This is a genomic window from Streptomyces sp. NPDC055966 (genome assembly GCF_042269865.1).
Lineage (GTDB): Bacteria > Actinomycetota > Actinomycetes > Streptomycetales > Streptomycetaceae > Streptomyces.
On the sequence record NZ_JBHJYK010000006.1, the window covers coordinates 315,438 to 334,439 of the forward strand.

A 19,002-nucleotide genomic window follows, 5' to 3' on the forward strand; every position below is an offset into this window, starting at 1 on the left:
ACCCGTACTGATCAAGTGACGGGAACTGTAGGGCACACCACTGACAACGCCCGCGGGCCCTGGGGAGGACCGGCACGGGGCCTCTCACCAGCGGGGCAGCCGCAGTACGTGGTGCAGCCTGAGCCGGAGCCGCGCGGGGCTGTCCCGGGCGTCACCGCCGCGACGGTGAGCACGTCGACGGCGCGCCGGCAGCACGACGACGCCCCCACCGCCGTACGACTCGGCGATGGGGGCGTCGGGCAAGCTCCAGGCGTTGCGGGGACGCTCGGTGCGTCAGGGGCGTGCCTGCTCCGCGCGCTCGGCGTTCCTCTGCTTGATCCGCGCGGCTTCCTTGCGGACCTCGGCCTGTGTGGTGCGCTCCTTCTCCAGCCACTCGGGCCGTTCCTGCTTGAGCGCCTCGATCTGCTCGGTGGTCAGCGCCTCGGTCACCCCGCCGCGCGCGAGACCGGCGATGGAGACGCCGAGCTTCGCGGCGACCACCGGACGCGGGTGGGGGCCGGTGCGGCGCAGCTCGCTCAGCCACTCCGGCGGGTTCGCCTGGAGCTCGTTCAGCTCGGCGCGCGTGACGACGCCCTCCTGGAACGAGGCGGGGGTGGCGGGGAGGTACACACCCAGCTTCTTCGCCGCGGTCGCGGGCTTCATCGTCTGGGTGCTCTGCTGCGAACTCATGAGGTCAAGGGTATCGGCCGTGTGCCCGGCCGCCGACCACGCCGTGCGCGGCGGGGCGGGCCGCCGGTGACGGCCCCGCAGCCGACGGCCGGTAACCTGGCCTGGTGACAGGCTCGGAGGAATCACCGTCGTTCCGGCTCGCGTACGTCCCCGGAGTGACGCCCGCCAAATGGGTGAAGACCTGGAACGAACGCCGGCCGGACACCCCGCTCACCCTCGTTCAGGTATCGGCCGCCGAGGCACCCGCAGTGCTGCGCGCCGCCGAGGCCGACGCGGGCCTCGTCCGGCTCCCCGTCGACCGTACGTACTTCAGCGCGATCCCCCTCTACACCGAGACCACGGTGGTCGTCGTCCCCAAGGACCACGTGATCACGGCCGCGGACGAGGTGACCCTCGCGGACCTCGCCGACGAGGTGGTCTTCCACCCCCTGGACGACGTCTTCGACTGGGACGGTCCGCCCGGCGAGCCCGCCTTCGAGCGGCCCGCGACGACACCGGACGCGATCGAGCTGGTCGCCGCGAACGTCGGGCTCCTGGTCGTCCCGCAGTCACTGGCCCGCCTCTACCACCGCAAGGACCTCACCTACCGCCCCGTCACCGACGCCCCACAGTCCGGCGTCGCCCTGTCCTGGCCGGAGGAGGCCACCACCGACCTGGTGGAGGACTTCATCGGCATCGTCCGCGGCCGCACGGTCAACAGCACCCGCGGCCGCACCCAACCGTCGGCCGAACAGAAGCCCAGGCGCTCCGAGGGCGCGGGCACCCGCCAGAAGCCCCAGGCGAAGTCCCCGGGCCGCACGCCCCGGGCCCGCACGGCGGGGGGCAAGCCGACGCCGAAGCGGGGGAAGCCGCGGCGCAGGTCGTGAGGCCGGCGGTGGCGGGAGCGGCGCCATGCGCGCCGCCTCGTCCCACGGGCCGCCCCGTCCCGCACCCCGGCACGACTCCGGCTACGCCCCCTGCCTGGCGGCCTCCGGTCTTTTCTCCTCCTCCGGGTGAGAGCGCCGCTCGCGCTGGTCGGCGTAGGCCAGGACGAGGGCCAGCAGAATGATGCCGATGGACGTGACCAGGCCCAGCTGGAGCGCGGCCGCGGGGCTGCCGCGGTGGGCCAGATGGGCGAAGTAGACCGAGCCCACGACCGCGATGCCGGCGGCCGAGCCGATGCGCTGGGCGGTCTGGAGGACCCCGCCCGCGGCCCCGCCCCGCCCCACCGGGACGCGGGAGAGGGTCAGGGTGGTGTTCGGCGAGATGGTCAGGCCCGAGCCGAGTCCGGCGACGAGCAGCGGCAGCGCGGCCCCCCAGGCCACCGCCCGCCCCGGCACGAACTGCACGGCCGTGACGACGCCGACCATCCCCAGCGCCACCGTGGTCAGGCCGCCGATGACCGTCCGGCGCCCGAACCGCAGCACCAGCCGGCCCCCGAGCGCGGAGCCCACCGCGGCGCCCAGCGCGAACGGCATGGACGACAGCCCCGCCGCGAGAGCGCCGTACCCCATGCTGTTCTGGAGGAACAGCGTGTAGACGAAGAACAGGGTCGTGAAGCCGCCGAAGTACACGAGGCTCAGCAGCGCGCCGAGCGTGAAGGAGCGCAGCCGGAACAGCCCGAGGTCGATCAGCGGCGCCCGGCCGCGCCGCCCCTGCTGCCGCTCCCACGCCCAGAACGCGGCCAGCAGGCCGGCTCCGGCCGGGAGCAGTGCCCACTTCGACCGCCCGTGCCACTGCTGGTTCTGCACGAGGGGCAGCATGAGGGCGAGCACGCCCGCACCGAGCAGCAGGACGCCCGGCAGGTCGAAACTCTCGCGCCTGCCCGCCGAACCGGGGGAGCGGGGCAGCAGTCGCAGGGCCGCGCAGAAGACGGCCACGCCGATGGGCAGGTTGACGTAGAAGACCCAGCGCCAGCCCTCGGGGCCGCCGGACGCCTGGATCAGCAGGCCGCCCGCGAGCGGGCCGACCGCGGTGGAGATCCCGATGGTGCTGCCCATCATGCCGAACGCGCGCGCCCGCTCCGGGCCCTGGAACATCTGCTGGATCAGCGCCGAGGTCTGCGGCGCGATCAGCGCCGCCGACGCCCCCTGGAGCAGCCGGAACAGCACCAGCCAGGAGGCACCGGACGACAGCCCGCAGGCCGCCGACGCCAGCGTGAACAGGGCGAGCCCGGTCAGGAAGGTCTGCCGCCGCCCGCGCATGTCCCCGAGCCGGCCCGCCGGGACGAGGCAGAGGCCGTAGGCGAGCGCGTAGCCGGACATCACCCAGGACAGGTCGGCCTCGTCGGCGTGCAGCCCGCGTTCCACCGAGGGCAGGGCCACGTTCACGATCGAGGTGTCCAACAGCGTCATGAAGGCCGCGGTCAGACAGACGGCGAGCGCCTTCCACCGCCGGTCACCGACGACCGGCACCGGTCCGGCCTGGTCTGTGGTCATGCGATCACGCTATGCAGTCACGGCCGCGTGCGCACGACGGGGATCCGCGAGCGGTCGTGCCCGACGCACGTCATGTCGTACCGGCCCGTGCCCGGCTCCCATGGGCCACGCCGATCCGCGGGCCCCGCCTCAGGTGCGGGACGCCCGGCCGACCGACTCCACCAGGGGCAGCAGCCGGTACGGGACGCGCTCGCGCAGCGCCACCTCGGTGCGGGTGCGCACCACGCCCGGGAGGCTGATCAGCTTCTGGATGACGTCCTCCAGATGGGCGTTGTCCCGGCCCACCACGCGCGCGAGCAGATCCCCGCCGCCGGTGATGGAGAAGGCCTCCACGATCTCCGGTACGGCGGCCAGCGCGTCCCCCACGTCGTCCAGATGGCCCTGGGTGACCTCGATGTGCACGAACGCCAGCACCGGATGGCCCAGCGCGGCGGGGGAGAGGGACGGGCCCGTGCCGGTGATCACGCCGTCGCGTTCCATGCGGTCCAGCCGGGCCTGGAGCGTGCCGCGGGCGACGCCGAGAACGCGGGCGTACTCGCGCACGCTGGTGCGCGGCTGCTCCAGAAGCAGTCGCAGGATGCGGGTGTCGAGTTCGTCCACGGCCATGACCGGCGACTGTACCAATGGCTCAGGCGTGTCGCCGGGACGCAGACCCTCCGACCTGGTCCGTTGGCTTTTCCATGAGCGCCGCGGCACTGCCCGTGCTGTGCCAATGGACCAGCGATTCGGCGATCACTTGAGCCAGTGAGCCGAGTGATGCTCTCATGGAGACGTCGATGGCGCTGCGGATCCCCGCGGCGCCTTTTCTGTGCCGGAGTTCCATGGGGAGGGCAGCAGTGCTGAAGAGGATGTTCGTGGCGCCGGACCCGGGCCGGGCGCGGTTGCGCTTCGCCGCGCGGGCCGTCCTCGGCATCGGGCTGGCGGTCGTCGTCTGCTTCGCCGCCGGACACTCCCTCGTCGGCGCGGTCACCGGCGGCCTCGCCGCGCTGCTCGCGCTGTTCACCGTGGCCGACGCGACCGTGCGGGAGCAGGCGGTCACCACCGCGCAGCTGCCCGTCGTGGGCGTGCCGGTGCTCGCCGCCGCGGCCGAGCTGCACGCGTTCCCCGTCGCGCGCGACCTCGCCTTCCTGGCCGTCGTCGGCGCCGGGGTGTACGCGCGCCGTTGGGGGCCGCGCGGGCACAGCCTCGGCGTGTTCGCCTTCATGACCTTCTTCGTGGCCCAGTTCGTGCACGCCGCCCCGGAGAAGCTGCCCGAGCTGTACGCCGCCGTCCTGCTGTCCGTGCTGAGCGCGGCCGTGGTGCGCTTCGGGCTGTGGTGCTACGAGCGCCGGCTGCCCCCGGCCGCCGCACCCTCGGCCTCGTCCGCGCCGGCCGGGACCGGCCTCGCCCGGGTGACCACGCGACAGGCGGTCCAGGCGACCGCGGGCGCCGGCTTCGCACTGGTCGTGGGCCAGCTGGTGTCGGAACAGCGCTGGTACTGGGCCGTCGGTGCCACCTGGTGGGTCTTCGTCAACACCGCCTCGCGCGGCGAGACGCTGGTGCGCGGCTTCCGCCGCGTCCTCGGCACGCTGATCGGCATCGGCCTGGGCTTCCTCGTCGCCGTCCCCGTACACGGCGCGCCCGTCCCGACCGCCGTCCTCGTCGCGATCGCCGTCTTCGGCATCTTCTACTCGGCCGCCGTCTCCTACACCTGGATGATGCTCTGGGTGACCGTGCTCGCCGAGTCCCTCTACGGCCTCCTCGGCGTCCTCAGCCCCGGTCTGCTCGGCCTGCGCCTGGTCGAGACCGGTGTCGGCGCGCTCGGCGCCGCGCTCGCCGTGCTGTTCGTCCTGCCGGTCACCACCCACGCCGTCACCGACGGCTGGATCCAGCGCGCCCTGCGCTGCGTCCACGCCTGCACCGCCGAGGCCGCCGACCGGCTCGCGGGCTCCGCGACGGCCGACCCGGCGCCGCGCGTGGCCGAGCTGGAGCAGCTGCTCGGCCGGGTCCGGCTCGCGGTCGCCCCGCTGGTGCACCCGCTGAACCCGATGCCGGCCCGCAAGGAGCGCGCCCGCCGCGTCCTCGCGCTCCTCGACGACTGCGTCCGCGAGGTGCGCGGCCTGGTGGCGGTCGCGGCCGACCCCGAGGCCTCGCACGACGCCCGGCTGGCAGCGGCCTACTGGCGGGTGGAGGCCGCCGTCGAGGCGCTCACGGCTGGCCGCCCGGAGCCGCACCGCGGCCGCACCGCACCCTCCGCCGAGTCCATCCCGGCCCACCCGCCTGCCCTGGCCCATCTGCACGGCCTGGAGCGTGCCCTCGCCGATCTTGCCGAGCCCCTGCGGTCGCCGTCAGGCTCGCGGCTCGTGGGCGCCTGAGCCGACGCCGCATTCCGGGGACGCGCCTTGTGTCTCTTGGTCTAGACCCCGCGTGATCGACTGCTACCGTCGGCCCCGGACCGGCTCCACCGGGACGACCGAGAGGGGACAGCGGTGGCACAGGACGGCAGCTCCGGCGGGCACCGGGCGTTCATCGGCTCGTTCACGGCGGCGGGCGGCCCCGGACTGGTCACCGCGACCGTCGCGCCGGACGGCGGCGCCCTCACGCTCGGGGCCACCGCCGACGACGTCCGCGACCCGTCGTATCTGGCCCTCTCACCCGACGGCGACACGCTCTACGCGGTCAGCGAGACGGCCGAGGGCGCCGTCGCCGCCTTCCGGGTCGGCGGCGAGCGGCCGGAACTCGCCGGACCGCCCGTGCCGGTGGACGGCAGCGGCCCCACCCACCTCGGCCTGTACGACGGCCACGTGCTGACCGCCAACTACGGCTCCGGCAGCGTCACCGCCGTACCGCTGCGCCCGGACGGCACCCTCGCCGCCAAGGCTTCCGGGCTGCTCCAGCACACCGGCTCCGGCCCGCACGACCGGCGCCAGCGCGGCCCCCACGCGCACCAGGTCCAGCCCGACCCGAGCGGCCGCTGGGCCGTCAGCATCGACCTCGGCACGGACTCGGTACGGGTGTGCGCCCTCGCGGCCGGCGTCCCCGTCGTGCACCGCGAGATCGCCCTGCGCCCCGGCGCCGGCCCCCGTCATCTGGCCTTCCATCCGGAAGGCCGGCACGCCTACGTCGTCAACGAACTCACCCCGACGGTGACCGTCTGCCGCTGGGACGCCGCCCGCGGCTCCCTGAAGCCTCTGACCGAGGTCCCGGTGCTGCCCGGCGCCCCGGCGGGCGACGCCTATCCGTCCGGCATCGTGGTCTCGCCCGACGGCCGCTTCGTGTGGACCGCCACGCGCGGCGAGGACGTCCTGTCGGTCCTCGCCGTCGAGGGCGACGCGCTCCGCCTCGTCGGCGCGGTGACCTGCGGCGGGAACTGGCCGCGCGCGCTCGCCCAGCGTGCCGGCTTCCTCTACGTGGCCAACGAGCGCTCCGGCGACGTCACCTGGTTCGCCGTGGACGAGGCGACGGGGCTGCCCCGCTACGACGGCTCGGTGCCGGTGCCCGCGGCCTCCTGCGTCGTCTTCGGCTGAGTGCGAAGGGCCCGCTCCGGGTGTGGAGCGGGCCCTCGGCCGTACGGATGCCGGGTGGGTGCCGGCGTGGGATCAGCGGACCGGCGTGCCCTGCGGCTGCTGCGGGGCGATGCCCAGCGCGGTCGTGTACTTGGCGAGGGCGAGCTTGCCGATCGCCGGGTACGCGCCGAGCGACTCGGCCGTGGCACAGCCCGCCTCCTCGGCGGCCGCCGCGAGCAGCCCCGCGTCGATCTCCGGGCCGATCAGGTACGGCGCCAGGGCCAGCTGCTGCGAGCCGGACGAGCGCAGCTGCTCGGCGACGGAGGAGATCGAACCCTCCTGGTCCAGGGCCGCCGCCATCACCGGCACGGCCAGGCGCGCGGCGAGCAGCATGCCGGTGATCCCGGCCGCCTGCACCGCCTCGTCGCCGCCCACGGACGCCAGGATGATGCCGTCGGCGGCGGTGGCCACGGTGAACAGCCGGGCGCGGTCGGCGCGGGCCAGGCCCGCCTCGGACAGCCGCACGTGCAGGCCCTCGGCGAGCAGCGGGTGCGGGCCGAGGACGTCGGTCAGATCGGCGGCGACCCGGCTGTCCATCACGGACTGGCGGATCTGGCGCAGCAGGGCGCTGTCCGGACCGGCCAGCAGCGGCACGACGACGGCGACCGGGCCGTCGGGCTCCTTGATCCCCTCGACACCGGCGGCGACGGCCTGCTCGTAGCGGGCCGTGCGCTCCTCGGCGGCGTGCGCCAGCACGGAGCGGAGCGTGGGGAACTCGGCGTCGTCCCCGTCCAGGTACCCGATCCGGGCGTTCAGGCCGGGCAGCTCGGAGCGGGCGATGCTCACGACCTCCTCGGCGAGGCCACGGGTGGTGGTGCTGGGCGCGCCGGGTACCGCGAGGACGAGCGCGGGCGCGCCCTCGGGAGCCGCCAGCGGTTCCGGTCGGCGGTGCCGTCCGGGCTGACGAGGTCGCGGCATTCGTACTGGCAGGCCGGACGCGGGTCCAGTGGGGGAGCTCATGGCGCCGCATGTTACTGGCTTCGGGGGTTCCTCCGTTCGGGGAGGGTGCAGGTGAGCGGTATCCGTCCTGTTTTGTCTGATGATTTACGCACCAAGGACACGTGTTCCGGGCACGTGCCGGGAACATGGGCCGACAGGGCGAACAATCCGCTTTTACGGTGATCTCGACCCGCTTGCTCCGCCCGTTCGCTCAACCCCCTCGTACGGGGACCACGGAGAGCATCGCCGGTTCACTCGGCAGAGTGAGCCGCCCCGCCGCGAGGTCGGCCGCGATGCGTACCGAGCCGTGCAGGGGATCGCCCTCGGCCGGCACCTGCCGGGCGTGCGGCAGCCTGCTCGCCAGCTCCTCGCGCAGCGGTCCGATGAGCGGCTCGCCCATGCCGAACAGGCCGCCGGTGAGCGCCAGTTCGGGCACCCCGTCCGCCGGGCACACCGCCGCGGCGGAGTCGGCCATGTGCCGCGCCGCCGCGCGCAGGACGTCCGCGGCCACCGGGTCGTGCGCGGCGCACGCGGCCACCGCGGGCGCGAACGAGGCCAGCACGGCGGGCCGGTCGGTGCGCGGGTAGAGCCTGCCCGGCAGTTCGCCCACCGGCCCGAACTGTTCCTCGGCGCAGGCCAGCAGGGGTACGGAGCCGCCGTCGCGGCCGTCGTGGGCGCGCAGCGCCGCCTCCAGGCCGGCCCGGCCGATCCAGGCACCGCCGCCGCAGTCGCCGAGGAGATGTCCCCAGCCGTCGGCCCGCCGCCACCGGGCGAGATCGGTGCCGACCGCGATCAGCCCGGTGCCCGCGGCGAGCACGGCGCCCGGCCGCGGCCCGAGGGCGCCGACATAGGCGGTGACGGCGTCGGCGGCGAGCGCCACCCGCCGCACCCCCAGCTCCCGGGCCAGGGCGCCCGGCAGCTCGGCGCGCAGGGCGTCACCCAGCGTGGCGAATCCGGTGGCGCCGACGACGGCCGTGTCCAGCCCGTCCACGCCGGCCTCCACGGCCGCCGCGCGGGCCAGGGGGAGGAGCTGCGCCAGCAGATGGGCCGGATCGATGCCCCGCGCACCCGTGCGGACGGGTTCCCGTGACTCCCGCCGGGCGGCCGGCGCCCGGCCCGGCACGCCGACGGCGACCCGGACACCGGAGCCCCCGGAGTCGACCGCCAGATATCCGGGGACGGTCACGGCAGACGCCAGTCCACCGGCTCTCCGCCCTGCTGGACCAGCAGGTCGTTGACCCGGCTGAAGGGGCGCGAACCGAAGAACCCGCGGTCGGCCGACATCGGCGAGGGATGCGCGGACTCGACCGCCGGCAGGCTGCCCAGCAGCGGGCGCAGATTGCGCGCGTCCCGGCCCCACAGCACCGACACCAGCGGCTTTCCGCGCGCCGCCAGCGCCCGTATCGCCTGCTCGGTGACCTCCTCCCAGCCCTTGCCGCGGTGGGCGCCCGGGCTGCGCGGAGCCGTGGTCAGCGCCCTGTTGAGCAGCAGGACGCCCTGCTGGGTCCACGGGGTCAGGTCGCCGTTGGACGGCTGGGCCAGGCCCAGGTCGGTGTTCAGCTCGCGGAAGATGTTGATCAGGCTCGGCGGCAGCGGGTGTACCTCGGGGGCGACCGAGAACGACAGGCCCACCGCGTGCCCGGGGGTCGGATACGGGTCCTGACCGACGATCAGGACCCGTACGTCGTCGAAGGGTTGCTGGAACGCACGCAGGACGTTGGATCCGGCCGGGAGATAGGTGCGTCCCGCGGCGATCTCCGCGCGCAGGAAGTCGCCCATCTGCGCGATCCGCCCGGCGACGGGTTCCAGGGCCTTCGCCCAGCCCGGTTCGACGATTTCATGCAAGGGTCGTGGTGCCACGGGCGTCACCCTACTGCCGTACAAGGGCCCGTGATCAACCGATGGCCGGAGCTGGGCGCCCACGCCCGCGCTCCCGCCGCGCACGCGGGCGTGGGAGACGTCAGCCGATCACCGCCGCCCGCACGCACAGCACGTCCGGCAGATGTGAGGCCAGCTGCTGCCAGCTGTCGCCGTCGTCGGACGAGGCGAACACCTCGCCGTTGCGGTTGCCGAAGTACACACCGGCCGGGTCGGCGTCGTCCGTGCACAGGGCGTCCCGCAGGACCGTGCCGTAGTGGGCCTCCGGCGGCAGCCCCTCGGCCAGCGGCTCCCAGGTGCGGCCCGCGTCCGTGGTGCGGAAGACCCGGCAGCGGTGCTCGGCGGGCACCCGGTCCGCGTCGGCGTTGATCGGGAAGACGTACGCCGTGTCGCCCCGGCGCGGATGCGTGGCCACCGCGAAGCCGAACGTGGACGGCAGATCCGCGCCGATGTCGGTCCAGTGCCCGCCCGCGTCGTCGCTGCGGTACACCCCCCAGTGGTTCTGCAGATACAGCCGGTCCGGGTCGGCCGCGTCCTTGGCGATCTTGTGCACGCACTGGCCGAACTCCGGGTTCGGATCCGGCAGGAACACCGCGGACACACCGGAGTTGGACGGCTCCCAGCTCGCGCCGCCGTCGGTCGTGCGGAACACCCCGGCCGTCGAGACGGCCACGGTCACCGCCTTCGGATCGCGGGCGTCGGTGACCACCGTGTGCAACCCCTCACCGCCGCCGCCCGGCACCCACTGCGCGCGCGTCGGATGCTCCCACAGCGGCCGGACCAGCTCGAAGCTCTCGCCGCGGTCCACCGAGCGGTACAGCGCCGCGGGCTCGGTGCCCGCGTAGACCACGCCGGGCTCGGCCGCTGCCGGATGCAGCTGCCAGACGCGCTCCAGCGAAGCGCCGGTGTCCTTCGGGAACCTGACGGCCGGCCGCTCGGGCTCGGTCCAGCTGCGGCCGAGGTCGTCGGAGTGGAAGACCGACGGTCCCCAGTGCGCGCTGTCACCGCCCGCCAGCAGCCGGGGCCGGCCCTCCCGGGTGTCGATGGCGACCGAGTAGATCGCCTGTGCGTTGAAGTACGGGCCGTCGTCGAACTCCCAGCTGCCGCCGCCTTGTCGCCGCCCGATGAACAGGCCTTTTCGGGTACCCACCGCCAGCAGAACGTCGGTCATGCCGATCACCTCCGGGACGCCGTTGTCCAGGTAGTCGTCAGATATCGGCCAGTCTGCACCCCACCACTGACACTCTCCCTCCGAGTGCGCGTCTGCGCAGGTCACGGCGGTGTCGTCGGCCTGGGGCGGGGATCGGCCGGATGCGTTCCGGCATGTGCCTGCGCGAACCGGGTGTCTCGTGCGACCGTCGAGGAGACGGCTCGTCGTGAGCAACGGAGCGATCTCCCGCGTATGGGAGGGCGGTCCGGCCGGTCGGTGCGCTCGTGAGGAGGATGCCTTTGAAGGCGTTCCGTGGTCCGAAGGTGTGGCTCTGGCGCTGGCGGCGCAACCCGCTCAAACGCCGGGCCGACGTGGTGGAGGCCTGGGTGGTGCTCGGCACGTGGCTGCTGACCGTCGTCGCCGGGGTGCTGGCCGGTCTCGCGGCCGCCGGGGCGGTGGAGCACGGATTCGCCCGGGAGCGCGCCGAGTGGCAGCCCGTCGTGGCCCGTGTCGTGGGAGCGGCCAGGCAGACCTCGTCCCCGCACGCCCACACCTCCGGGGAGGAGCGGGTGTGGGCCGAGGTGCGCTGGACGGTGGCCGACGGCACCGCCCACACCGGGCAGGTCAGGGTGGGGCTCGGCAGCAAGGCCGGTACGCCGGTCACCGTCTGGACCGATCCCCAGGGCCGTCTCGTCGGCCGCCCCACCTCCGCCTCCGAGGCCGCTTTCCGGGGCACCCTCATCGGCGGGCTGGTGGGCACGGGCGCAGCCGCCGTCCCGCTCGTCGGCGGCCTGGCCCTGCGCCGCCGGCTCGAACGCCGCCGGATGGACGCCTGGGACACGGAATGGGCACGGCTCGGCCCACAGTGGGGACGGACGGTCTGACCACCACACCCACACGAGCCACCCCGAACACTCCCAACACCCATGCACCATCAGCCACAACACCTACTGCACCGCCGGTCGCATCACCCGCTACACCATCATCAGCACCTCCCGGCAGGCGCGCAGCAGTGCCTCGTCCTTCGGTACGCCTCGGCGGCAGGACGCGCCCGCGCGGGCCAGATGGCGGCGGGGGGCGGCCAGTTCCGCCGTGACGAGGTCCCGTAGCGGGGCCGCGGCCGGGCCCATCGTGGTCAGGCAGTGGGCGATCGTGCCGCGGGCGCGCAGGTCCTCCGCCCAGGCCGCACGGAGGACGGGGAGCACGGGCTCCGGATCCGCGGCGATGTGCCACAGCGCGTACGCGGCCGACGTCCGCTGCCCTGTCCGCCCCGACCGGGTGGCGCGGCGCAGTGCGGGCAGCGCGGGCCGCGCGGCCGGACCGAGTCTGCCCAGCCGGCGGGCGGCCACGCACCGGCTCGCAGGCTCGCCCTCGGTCAACTCCCGCAGCAGGACCGGGAGTACGGCGACGCTGTCCCCGTCCGCCGACCAGAGGGCCCCGGCCGCCGCGGCCGCGTGCCGGGTGGGCAGGAGCGCGTGCAGGAGCGGGACCGCCCGCGCGGTGGCGCCCAGGGTCTCCAGCGTTGCGATCACCTGACTCGCCAGCGCGTCCCGTGTCCTCAGGGCGTCGGGGGCGTCCGACAGCAGCCGCAGCACCTCCGGGACCGCCTCCGCGTCCCCCGCGGCTCCCACCGCCGCCAGCAGCGGGGCGGCGAGCCGGGCGGCGGACGGGGAGGACAGCGGGACCCGGCCGAGCCGGTGCCGTACCGCCGGGGCGAGCGGGGCCGCGGCGGCGCCCAGGTGGCTCAGTTCGAATCCCAGCTCCACGGGCGCGGCCGGGCCCGCCAGGAGCTGGGCCAGGGCCGGGAGCGCGCGGGGATCACCGCTCCTGGCCAGCGCCTTGAGCGGGCCGCCGAGCGCGGGGGCGCCGCGCTCCCAGCGGTGTGTCCACAGGTCGGGCCTGGCGCACACGAGCGCGTGCAGGGCGTCGGCCGCGGGCGTCGCCAGCGCGTACAGCTCCGCCAGGACCACGACCGCCGCGTCCCGCAACCGGTCCTGTTCCGCGTCCAGTTGGCGGCCCAGCAGCGCGACGGTCGCCCTGTGGTCGCCGCGCCAGCCGCGCAGCAGGGCCGCCGCCAGCCACACCGCGTTGCACCGGTCCACCGGGTCCGCACTGGTCAACTGCCCGGACAGCAGGGCGCTGCGGTCCGCCACACGGTCGCCCAGCGCGGAGTGCAGGGTGCGCAGCAGCCGGGCGCCCTCCTCGTCCGAGGGACGCAGTCGCCGCAGCCGCCCCACGAGAGTGTCGGCCGCGGGCTGTTCTGCGGCGCCGGCACGCCGCGCGGACCGCTCCCGCAGCAGCCGGACCGCCGTCGGCACCAGGCCGGCCGGAAGCCGGGCGGGCGCCGCGAGCGCGAGCTGCCCGAGGGCGGCCAGCCGCAGCCCCGCCTCGTGCGGCGGCGCGCTCAGCTCGGCCAGGAGGTCCACCGCGGCGTCGGCGTGTGCGGGGTGCCGGAGGGCGAACAGGCCGAGCGCCTCGGTGAGGGCGAGCAGGACGGGGCCGTCCCGCTCGGCCCGCAGCCGCCGCCGTAACACCTCCAGGGTCCGCGCGGGCTCGGTCGGGAACCGCACGAGGGCCCCGGCCGCCGCCGCGCGCAGTGCCGGGTCCGGGTCCGCGGCGAGCGGGACGAAGTCCTCCGCACCCGCGCGCACCGCCTCCCACGCGCGCGTGTCCCCGTCCGGACCCGCCGTGCCGACGCCGACCAGCAGTTCCACGATGCCGGCCCGGTCCGGGACCTCCGCTCTGGCCGCGAGCGAGAACAGGAAGGGGACGCAGACCGGTGTGGCGTCGTACACCCCGCCCTCGTGGCGCAGCGCGCCGTACATCCCGTCGAGCGCGGCCGCCCGCTCGGCGTCGTCCGCGGACTCCAGCGCCCGCAACCATCCAGGCACGTCCCGCGCGCTGCCGTGGGCATGCCGCAGCGAGGCCCAGTCGACCTCGTCGATCCCCGTGAACACGTAGTCCTCCCCCACGCGAGTGCCACCTGATCGCGAGTGTGCACCACGGCACTGACAACGGTCCGCAGTCACGGTCTGACTGTGTGCGATCCGTCGGCTGTCACCGGCCACACGCGCGCGTGGCCGGCACTCGCCGGGGGAGAGGGGTCAGTTCAGGCCGGGCAGGGCCCGCTCCAGGATCGCGTCGAGGCCGGTCCCGGCGGACAGCGTGCCGAACGCGTGCCCCCAGTCGCCGCCCAGCCTGCTCGCGCAGAAGGCGTCCGCGACCGGCTGCGGGGCGTACCGGACCAGCAACGAGGCCTGCAGGGCGAGTGCCATCCGCTCGACCAGCCGGCGGGCGCCCACCTGGTCGGTTTCGGCCAACTGGTCCTTCAGCCCGGCCACCGTGGCGTCCAGCCGGGCGTCCGCCCCGCGCGCGAGGGCGAGTTCGGCGAACAGCGCCTCCGCGGAGTCCGGTTCGCGGCGGAGGGCGCGCAGCACGTCGAGCGCGTTGACGTTGCCCGAGCCCTCCCAGATCGACAGCAGCGGCGCCTCCCGGTAGTGCCGGGGCATGCCGGAGTCCTCGACATAGCCGTTGCCGCCCAGGCACTCCAGGGCCTCCGCCGTGAACGCGGGGCCGCGCTTGGTGACCCAGTACTTGCCCACGGCGGTGGCGATCCGCCGGAAGGACCGCTCCCCGGCGTCCCCGCGCACCGCGCGGTCGGCCGCGCCGGCCAGCCGCAGCGTGAGCGTCGTCGCCGCCTCCGACTCCAGCGCCAGATCGGCCAGGACGTTGCGCATCAGCGGCTGGTCGAGGAGCCGGGCGCCGAACGCGCTGCGGTACCGGGCGTGATGCCCCGCCTCGACCAGCGTCTTGCGCATCAGGGTCGCCGTGGACATCACACAGTCCAGCCGGGTGCAGTTGACCATCTCGATGATGGTCTTCACCCCGCGCCCCTCCGGCCCCACCAGCCAGGCCACCGTCCGGTCGAACTCCGGCTCGGAGGACGCGTTGGAGCGGTTGCCCAGTTTGTCCTTCAGCCGCTGGATGCGGAACGTGTTGCGGCTGCCGTCCGGCAGGATCCGCGGCACCAGGAAGCAGGACAGGCCGCCCGGGGCCTGCGCGAGCACCAGGAACACGTCGCACATCGGCGCCGACGTGAACCACTTGTGCCCGCGCAGGGTGTACACGCCCGGCTCGCCGGTGGGCGTGGCCGTCGTGGTGTTCGTCCGGACGTCCGAACCGCCCTGCTTCTCGGTCATGCCCATCCCGGCGAGCAGACCCGGCTTCTCGGTCGGCACGCGCAGCTCCGGGTCGTACTCTCGGCTCGTGAGCAGCGGTTCGTAGAGCTTGGCGAGGTCCGGCTGGACGCGCAGCGCGGGGACGGCGGCGTACGTCATCGAGGTCGGGCAGCCGTGCCCGGCCTCCGTGTGCCCCCAGACCAGGCCGCCCGCGCTGCGGGCCACGTGGGCGCCGGGCCGCTCGTCCGCCCACGGGGCGCCGGCCAGGCCCTCGGCGACCGCCGTGCGCATCAGGTGGTGCCAGCTGGGGTGGAAGTCGACCTCGTCGATGCGGTGGCCGTAACGGTCGTGGGTGCGCAGTTCGGGCTCGTGCCGGTTGGCCAGCTCACCCCACTCCTGCGCTTCCGCGCTCCCGGCGCGCGCCCCCAGCCGCCGGAGGTCCTCCTCGGCCCACCCGGCGCCCTCCCGGCGCAGCCCCTCCAGCAGGGCCCGGTCGTCGGAGGCGTCGTACGGGGCCAGGGGCGGGGCCTGGTTGGTGACGTCGTGCGTGGCGTACTGCGGCCGAGCCGCGTACTGCGGCCGTTGCTGTGCGGGTGTGGAGACCATACGGCAATGTTGCACTCTTCCTACGGCTGTAGCAATAACGCAACAACAAGAGCGCACGTAGAGTACGTGCCCATGCGCATGAACGTCCCGCCCGAGCCGGAGGACGCGGACCTGCGGCCGCTGTCCGCGCGGTCGGCCGTGCTGAGCCTCCTGCTCGGCGCACACCCGCCCGAGCTGCCGGTGAAGGACCTGGTCCGGCTGGTGGAGCCGTTCGGCGTGGGCGGCTCCACGCTGCGTGCCGCCCTCAGCCGGATGGTGGCCGCCGGGGACCTGCGGCGCGCGGACGGCGTCTACCGGCTCAGCGACCGGCTGCTGGCCCGCCAGCGCCGCCAGGACGAGGCCCTGCGTCCCGGCACGCGCGCGTGGGACGGCGACTGGGAGATGGTGGTGATCACGGCGACCGGACGCGGCCCCGCGGAACGCGCCGACCTGCGCGCCCGGTTGACCGCCCTGCGCCTGGCCGAACTCCGCGAGGGTGTGTGGCTGCGCCCGGCCAACCTCGACCGCCCGCTGCCTGCCGACCTGCACCGCGTCGCCCTCACGTACACCGCCCGCCCCGACGATCCCGACCCCGAACTGGCCGCCCGGCTCTGGCCGTTGGCCGCCTGGGCCGCCACCGCGCGGACGCTGCTCGCGCACACGGCGGCCGGCCGCGGCCCGGCGGACCGCTTCACCGCCTGCGCGGCGGCCGTGCGCCACCTGCTCACCGACCCCGTCCTGCCGCCCGCCCTCCTCCCGGCCGACTGGCCGGGGGAGGCCCTGCGCACGGCCTACGCCGACTACCAGCGGGAGCTGTCCGCATCGGTCGGCCGCAGAGAGCGCGCCGCATGACGACGACGGCTCTGGAGGCGTTCCTGCGGGACCGCTTCGAGGAGGAGGAACGGGTGGCCCGCGACGCGGTCGCCGGTGCGGCCGGCGCGGTCTGGGGCGTCGTCGCGGACGAGATCGAGCAGGTGCTCACGTCCCGGGACGGCGGGTCCACGCACACGCCGATGGTGCAGTTCGGCGCCGAGGACCCGGTGAAGCTGCTGACCCATGTGGCCCGGCACGATCCGGCCCGGGTGCTGCGTGAACTCCCGGCGAAGCGGGCCCTGGTGGCGGAGCACCGGACCGGGGACGGCGGCAGATGCCGCACCTGCCGCGAGGGCGGGCACCCCCGTGCACCCTGCACCACCCTGCGCCTGCTCGCGCTGCCGTTCGCCGGTCATCCCGAATACGACGACCGCTGGCGCCCCTAGGGGGTGTTCGACCGTTCCGGCGCCGGGATCCGTTCCGGGTGCGTGTGTCGCACCGGAAAGGAATGGCCGTCGCTCACGCCGAGTTCGTCCAGTCCACCGAGTCCGCCGGGTGCTTCGCCGGATGTGCCACAAGCGGCGTCGTCGGCTTCGCCGCCGGTCTCCTCGGCCCCATCGGCACCCCGCCCGCCGTGCGCCAGGCCCAGCCGGATCTGCTCCTCCTCGACGATCAGGCGCGCCAGGTCCGAGTCCGACACGTCGACGGCGTCCGGGGTGGCCTCCGCGAGCGCGCTGCGGCGGGCGTAGGTGTCGAACAGGCGGGCCTTGCGGTTCAGCATCTCCACCATCCGCTCGTCCACCCCGCCCGGCGCCAGCAGCCGGTGCACCCGGACCGGCCGTACCTGGCCCATGCGGTGGGCCCGGGCCACCGCCTGCTGTTCGACGGTCGGCTTGAGCTGGGGCTCGCAGATGACCACGACGGAGGCGGCCTGGAGGTTGAGGCCGACGCCCGCCGCCTGGATCTGCGCCAGCAGCACCGCCGGGCCGGACACGGCGGCGAACTCGTCGACCAGCGACTGACGCCGATCGGGCGGCACGCTTCCGGTGAGCGGGCCGAGCACCGGCCCGCCGCCCCGGCGCGGGTCGGGACCGAGCGCCTCCCGCACCACGCCGAGGACGTCCCGGAAGGCGGAGAACACCACCACCTTCAGCCCGTTCTCCCGCGCCTCCTGCACGATCTCGCGGAGCCGGACGAGCTTGGCGGACCGCTCGGGACGGGCGTACGCCGCCCTGCGCATCGCCATGAAGTTCCCGGAGCGCACCGCCTCGCGGTACGCCTCCTCGTCCGTGGCGCTCGGTTCCTCCCACTCGTCCGTGTGCTGGAGCGCGGGGAGTTCGGCGAGCACGTCCACCTGGTTGCGGCGCAGATAGACGGGGGCGACCGCCTTCCGGAAGGCCACGGAACCGGGCAGCCCGGCACGGTCGCCGATGCGTTCCGCCACGGCCTCGTCGAGCATCCGGACCAGGTTGCGGAACTCGGCGACCCGGTTCTCCATCGGTGTGCCCGTCATGAACAGGACCCGTTCGCAGGGCCCGGCCCACTGGGCGACGGCCTGGGAGCGCAGGGTCCTGGGGTTCTTCACGCAGTGCGCCTCGTCGACCACCAGCATCCCGATCTCAACCCCGTCCGGCACCGGGAATCCGCGCAGGGCGTCGAAGGTCGTCACGGCGACCCCGCCCCGCCCCTTCCAGTGGGCGAACGCCGCGTGCCGGTCCGGTCCGTGCAACGGCGTGACATGCAGCGAGGTGCGCGCCTCGATCTCCCGCGTCCAGTTCACCAGGACACTCGCCGGACAGACGACCAGGAAGTGGCTCTGCCCCGCGGCGGCCAGATGCGCCAGCGCGGCCAGCGCCTGGATCGTCTTCCCGAGCCCCATCTCGTCGCCGAGCAGGACCCGGCGCTGCGCCAGCGCGAAGCGGGCCCCGAACGCCTGGTAGCCGCGCAGCGACACCCGCAGCCCGGAGTCGTCCACCTGCTGGCCGTGCACGCGCTCGGCGATCTCGTCGGGCAGGAAGCCCTCGGCGGCCGCCGTGTCGGGAGTGCGCCCGGAGATCTCGGTGAGCAGGCCGTAGTACTCGGCGGAGCGCAGCTCGAAGTCCACCCAGGCCGCGAGGTCGTTCGACGGCGCCCGCAGCAGGTCCACCGAGGCCTGCGCGAGCGCCCCGGGGGTGCCGGCCCGTTCGGCGTCCGCCACGACCGTGCGCAGCTGCTCGACGGCCGCCAGCGCGCGGACTTTCTTGTCCTGCCCGGCGACCAGCAGGCTCAGGCGCCCGGCGGCGGGCCCGGCGTCGGACAGCAGAGGTTCGAGGCGCCGCGCGAGCACGCCGGCCGCGCCGACGGCACGCCGCGCCTGCGGCCCGGCCTCCACCAGCACCTGAAGCGCCCTGACGAGCGCCGTCGTCCGCGGCTGCGGCCGGTCCACGTCGAGGTGTACGGCGACGGTCTCCCGTACGGCGTCGGCGAGCCGGCGCGCAGCCGCGACGATCTGACCGGCGGTCCGCTCACCCACCCCGGGGATCTGCCGCAACCGGTAGGGGCCGGCGTCGAGCACCTGACGCACCGTGTGCAGCCCGCTGCCGTCCACCTCGTTCAGCCGCAGCCGCCCGCCGGTGGCGTCCTGGAGCCGGGCCACGGGCAGGGCGTCGAGCGCCTGCTCCACCGCCGCGTCCTCGATCGGCCGCAGTGCCGCCCGTACCGCCTCGACGGCCTTGTCGTGGTCGTCGGCCAGCGAGCGTGCCGCCTCGTACAGCCGCGCCGCGCGCGCGACCGCCTCCCGTTCCCTGCGCCCCATCCGCTCTCCCCTCGCCCCCACATCCTGTCACCGG

At 74.9% G+C, this 19,002-nt stretch carries 17 protein-coding genes; 6 read left to right on the forward strand and 11 right to left on the reverse strand.

Annotated elements, in window-relative coordinates; translation table 11 throughout:
• Positions 1-84: 84 nt before the first annotated feature.
• Both ACFC8N_RS15785 and ACFC8N_RS15790 read right to left on the reverse strand, forming a co-directional pair.
• On the reverse strand, positions 85-243 hold the full coding sequence (locus ACFC8N_RS15785) for a hypothetical protein (protein WP_356023413.1): 159 nt from the start codon (positions 241-243) through the stop codon (positions 85-87).
• A gap of 30 nt (positions 244-273) precedes the next feature.
• Positions 274-669, reverse strand: coding sequence for a DUF5997 family protein (locus ACFC8N_RS15790; RefSeq protein ID WP_376288437.1), 396 nt, complete (start codon positions 667-669; stop codon positions 274-276).
• 104 nt (positions 670-773) lie between these two features.
• Between ACFC8N_RS15790 and ACFC8N_RS15795 the strand changes: the two genes are divergently transcribed.
• A complete protein-coding gene (locus tag ACFC8N_RS15795) occupies positions 774-1,535 on the forward strand; it encodes a LysR family substrate-binding domain-containing protein (RefSeq protein WP_376288438.1) in 762 nt (253 codons plus the stop codon).
• 81 nt (positions 1,536-1,616) lie between these two features.
• Here ACFC8N_RS15795 and ACFC8N_RS15800 read toward each other — a convergent pair whose 3' ends face one another.
• Both ACFC8N_RS15800 and ACFC8N_RS15805 read right to left on the reverse strand, forming a co-directional pair.
• The gene (locus ACFC8N_RS15800) at positions 1,617-3,086 is read right to left on the reverse strand and encodes an MFS transporter (protein WP_376288439.1); all 1,470 of its coding nucleotides are present in this window, start codon (positions 3,084-3,086) and stop codon (positions 1,617-1,619) included.
• A gap of 129 nt (positions 3,087-3,215) precedes the next feature.
• On the reverse strand, positions 3,216-3,692 hold the full coding sequence (locus ACFC8N_RS15805; protein WP_356023421.1) for an Lrp/AsnC family transcriptional regulator: 477 nt from the start codon (positions 3,690-3,692) through the stop codon (positions 3,216-3,218).
• Positions 3,693-3,922: 230 nt separating this feature from the next.
• On the opposite strand from ACFC8N_RS15805, the gene ACFC8N_RS15810 reads away from it, so the two are divergent.
• Both ACFC8N_RS15810 and ACFC8N_RS15815 read left to right on the forward strand, forming a co-directional pair.
• The gene (locus ACFC8N_RS15810) at positions 3,923-5,440 is read left to right on the forward strand and encodes an FUSC family protein (RefSeq protein WP_376288440.1); all 1,518 of its coding nucleotides are present in this window, start codon (positions 3,923-3,925) and stop codon (positions 5,438-5,440) included.
• A gap of 114 nt (positions 5,441-5,554) precedes the next feature.
• Positions 5,555-6,592: a lactonase family protein gene (locus tag ACFC8N_RS15815; RefSeq protein WP_376288441.1), complete on the forward strand. Its 1,038-nt coding sequence runs from the start codon at positions 5,555-5,557 to the stop codon at positions 6,590-6,592.
• Positions 6,593-6,664: 72 nt separating this feature from the next.
• On the opposite strand, the gene ACFC8N_RS15820 is transcribed toward ACFC8N_RS15815, so the two are convergent.
• The 4 genes from ACFC8N_RS15820 to ACFC8N_RS15835 all read right to left on the reverse strand — a co-directional run bounded on the left by ACFC8N_RS15820 (position 6,665) and on the right by ACFC8N_RS15835 (position 10,619).
• Positions 6,665-7,591, reverse strand: coding sequence for a sirohydrochlorin chelatase (locus ACFC8N_RS15820; protein WP_376288442.1), 927 nt, complete (start codon positions 7,589-7,591; stop codon positions 6,665-6,667).
• Positions 7,592-7,781: 190 nt separating this feature from the next.
• Positions 7,782-8,756, reverse strand: coding sequence for an N-acetylglucosamine kinase (locus tag ACFC8N_RS15825; protein WP_376288443.1), 975 nt, complete (start codon positions 8,754-8,756; stop codon positions 7,782-7,784).
• Positions 8,753-9,430, reverse strand: coding sequence for a uracil-DNA glycosylase (locus ACFC8N_RS15830; RefSeq protein ID WP_362820204.1), 678 nt, complete (start codon positions 9,428-9,430; stop codon positions 8,753-8,755). Before ACFC8N_RS15830 ends, ACFC8N_RS15825 begins: the two co-directional genes overlap by 4 nt.
• 100 nt (positions 9,431-9,530) lie before the next feature.
• The gene (locus ACFC8N_RS15835; protein ID WP_356023431.1) at positions 9,531-10,619 is read right to left on the reverse strand and encodes an exo-alpha-sialidase; all 1,089 of its coding nucleotides are present in this window, start codon (positions 10,617-10,619) and stop codon (positions 9,531-9,533) included.
• A gap of 272 nt (positions 10,620-10,891) precedes the next feature.
• Between ACFC8N_RS15835 and ACFC8N_RS15840 the strand changes: the two genes are divergently transcribed.
• Positions 10,892-11,482, forward strand: a complete 591-nt coding sequence (locus tag ACFC8N_RS15840; protein ID WP_376288444.1) for a hypothetical protein — start codon at positions 10,892-10,894, stop codon at positions 11,480-11,482.
• A 90-nt stretch (positions 11,483-11,572) separates the two neighbouring features.
• On the opposite strand, the gene ACFC8N_RS15845 is transcribed toward ACFC8N_RS15840, so the two are convergent.
• Together ACFC8N_RS15845 and ACFC8N_RS15850 are read right to left on the reverse strand one after the other, a co-directional pair.
• On the reverse strand, positions 11,573-13,555 hold the full coding sequence (locus ACFC8N_RS15845) for a HEAT repeat domain-containing protein (protein WP_376288512.1): 1,983 nt from the start codon (positions 13,553-13,555) through the stop codon (positions 11,573-11,575).
• 147 nt (positions 13,556-13,702) lie between these two features.
• Positions 13,703-15,382, reverse strand: coding sequence for an acyl-CoA dehydrogenase family protein (locus ACFC8N_RS15850; protein ID WP_376288445.1), 1,680 nt, complete (start codon positions 15,380-15,382; stop codon positions 13,703-13,705).
• 72 nt (positions 15,383-15,454) lie between these two features.
• On the opposite strand from ACFC8N_RS15850, the gene ACFC8N_RS15855 reads away from it, so the two are divergent.
• Both ACFC8N_RS15855 and ACFC8N_RS15860 read left to right on the forward strand, forming a co-directional pair.
• Positions 15,455-16,213 (forward strand): PaaX family transcriptional regulator C-terminal domain-containing protein, encoded by a 759-nt coding sequence (locus ACFC8N_RS15855; RefSeq protein ID WP_376288446.1) that lies wholly within the window; start codon positions 15,455-15,457, stop codon positions 16,211-16,213.
• Positions 16,210-16,620, forward strand: coding sequence for a DUF6221 family protein (locus ACFC8N_RS15860; protein WP_376288447.1), 411 nt, complete (start codon positions 16,210-16,212; stop codon positions 16,618-16,620). Before ACFC8N_RS15855 ends, ACFC8N_RS15860 begins: the two co-directional genes overlap by 4 nt.
• Here ACFC8N_RS15860 and ACFC8N_RS15865 read toward each other — a convergent pair.
• Positions 16,617-18,968, reverse strand: coding sequence for a DEAD/DEAH box helicase (locus ACFC8N_RS15865; RefSeq protein WP_376288448.1), 2,352 nt, complete (start codon positions 18,966-18,968; stop codon positions 16,617-16,619). The two genes, ACFC8N_RS15860 and ACFC8N_RS15865, sit on opposite strands and share 4 nt — an antisense overlap.
• Between the last annotated feature and the right edge of the window lie 34 nt (positions 18,969-19,002).

Bases quoted from the DNA above. Each gene is read 5' to 3' on its own strand.
- ACFC8N_RS15835 (WP_356023431.1), bottom strand. From the start codon at position 10,619: ATGACCGACGTTCTGCTGGCGGTGGGTACCCGAAAAGGCCTGTTCATC.
- ACFC8N_RS15855 (WP_376288446.1), top strand. From the start codon at position 15,455: ATGCGCATGAACGTCCCGCCCGAGCCGGAGGACGCGGACCTGCGGCCG.
- ACFC8N_RS15800 (WP_376288439.1), bottom strand. From the start codon at position 3,086: ATGACCACAGACCAGGCCGGACCGGTGCCGGTCGTCGGTGACCGGCGG.
- ACFC8N_RS15805 (WP_356023421.1), bottom strand. From the start codon at position 3,692: ATGGCCGTGGACGAACTCGACACCCGCATCCTGCGACTGCTTCTGGAG.
- ACFC8N_RS15840 (WP_376288444.1), top strand. From the start codon at position 10,892: ATGCCTTTGAAGGCGTTCCGTGGTCCGAAGGTGTGGCTCTGGCGCTGG.
- ACFC8N_RS15820 (WP_376288442.1), bottom strand. From the start codon at position 7,591: ATGAGCTCCCCCACTGGACCCGCGTCCGGCCTGCCAGTACGAATGCCG.
- ACFC8N_RS15790 (WP_376288437.1), bottom strand. From the start codon at position 669: ATGAGTTCGCAGCAGAGCACCCAGACGATGAAGCCCGCGACCGCGGCG.
- ACFC8N_RS15860 (WP_376288447.1), top strand. From the start codon at position 16,210: ATGACGACGACGGCTCTGGAGGCGTTCCTGCGGGACCGCTTCGAGGAG.
- ACFC8N_RS15865 (WP_376288448.1), bottom strand. From the start codon at position 18,968: ATGGGGCGCAGGGAACGGGAGGCGGTCGCGCGCGCGGCGCGGCTGTAC.
- ACFC8N_RS15850 (WP_376288445.1), bottom strand. From the start codon at position 15,382: ATGGTCTCCACACCCGCACAGCAACGGCCGCAGTACGCGGCTCGGCCG.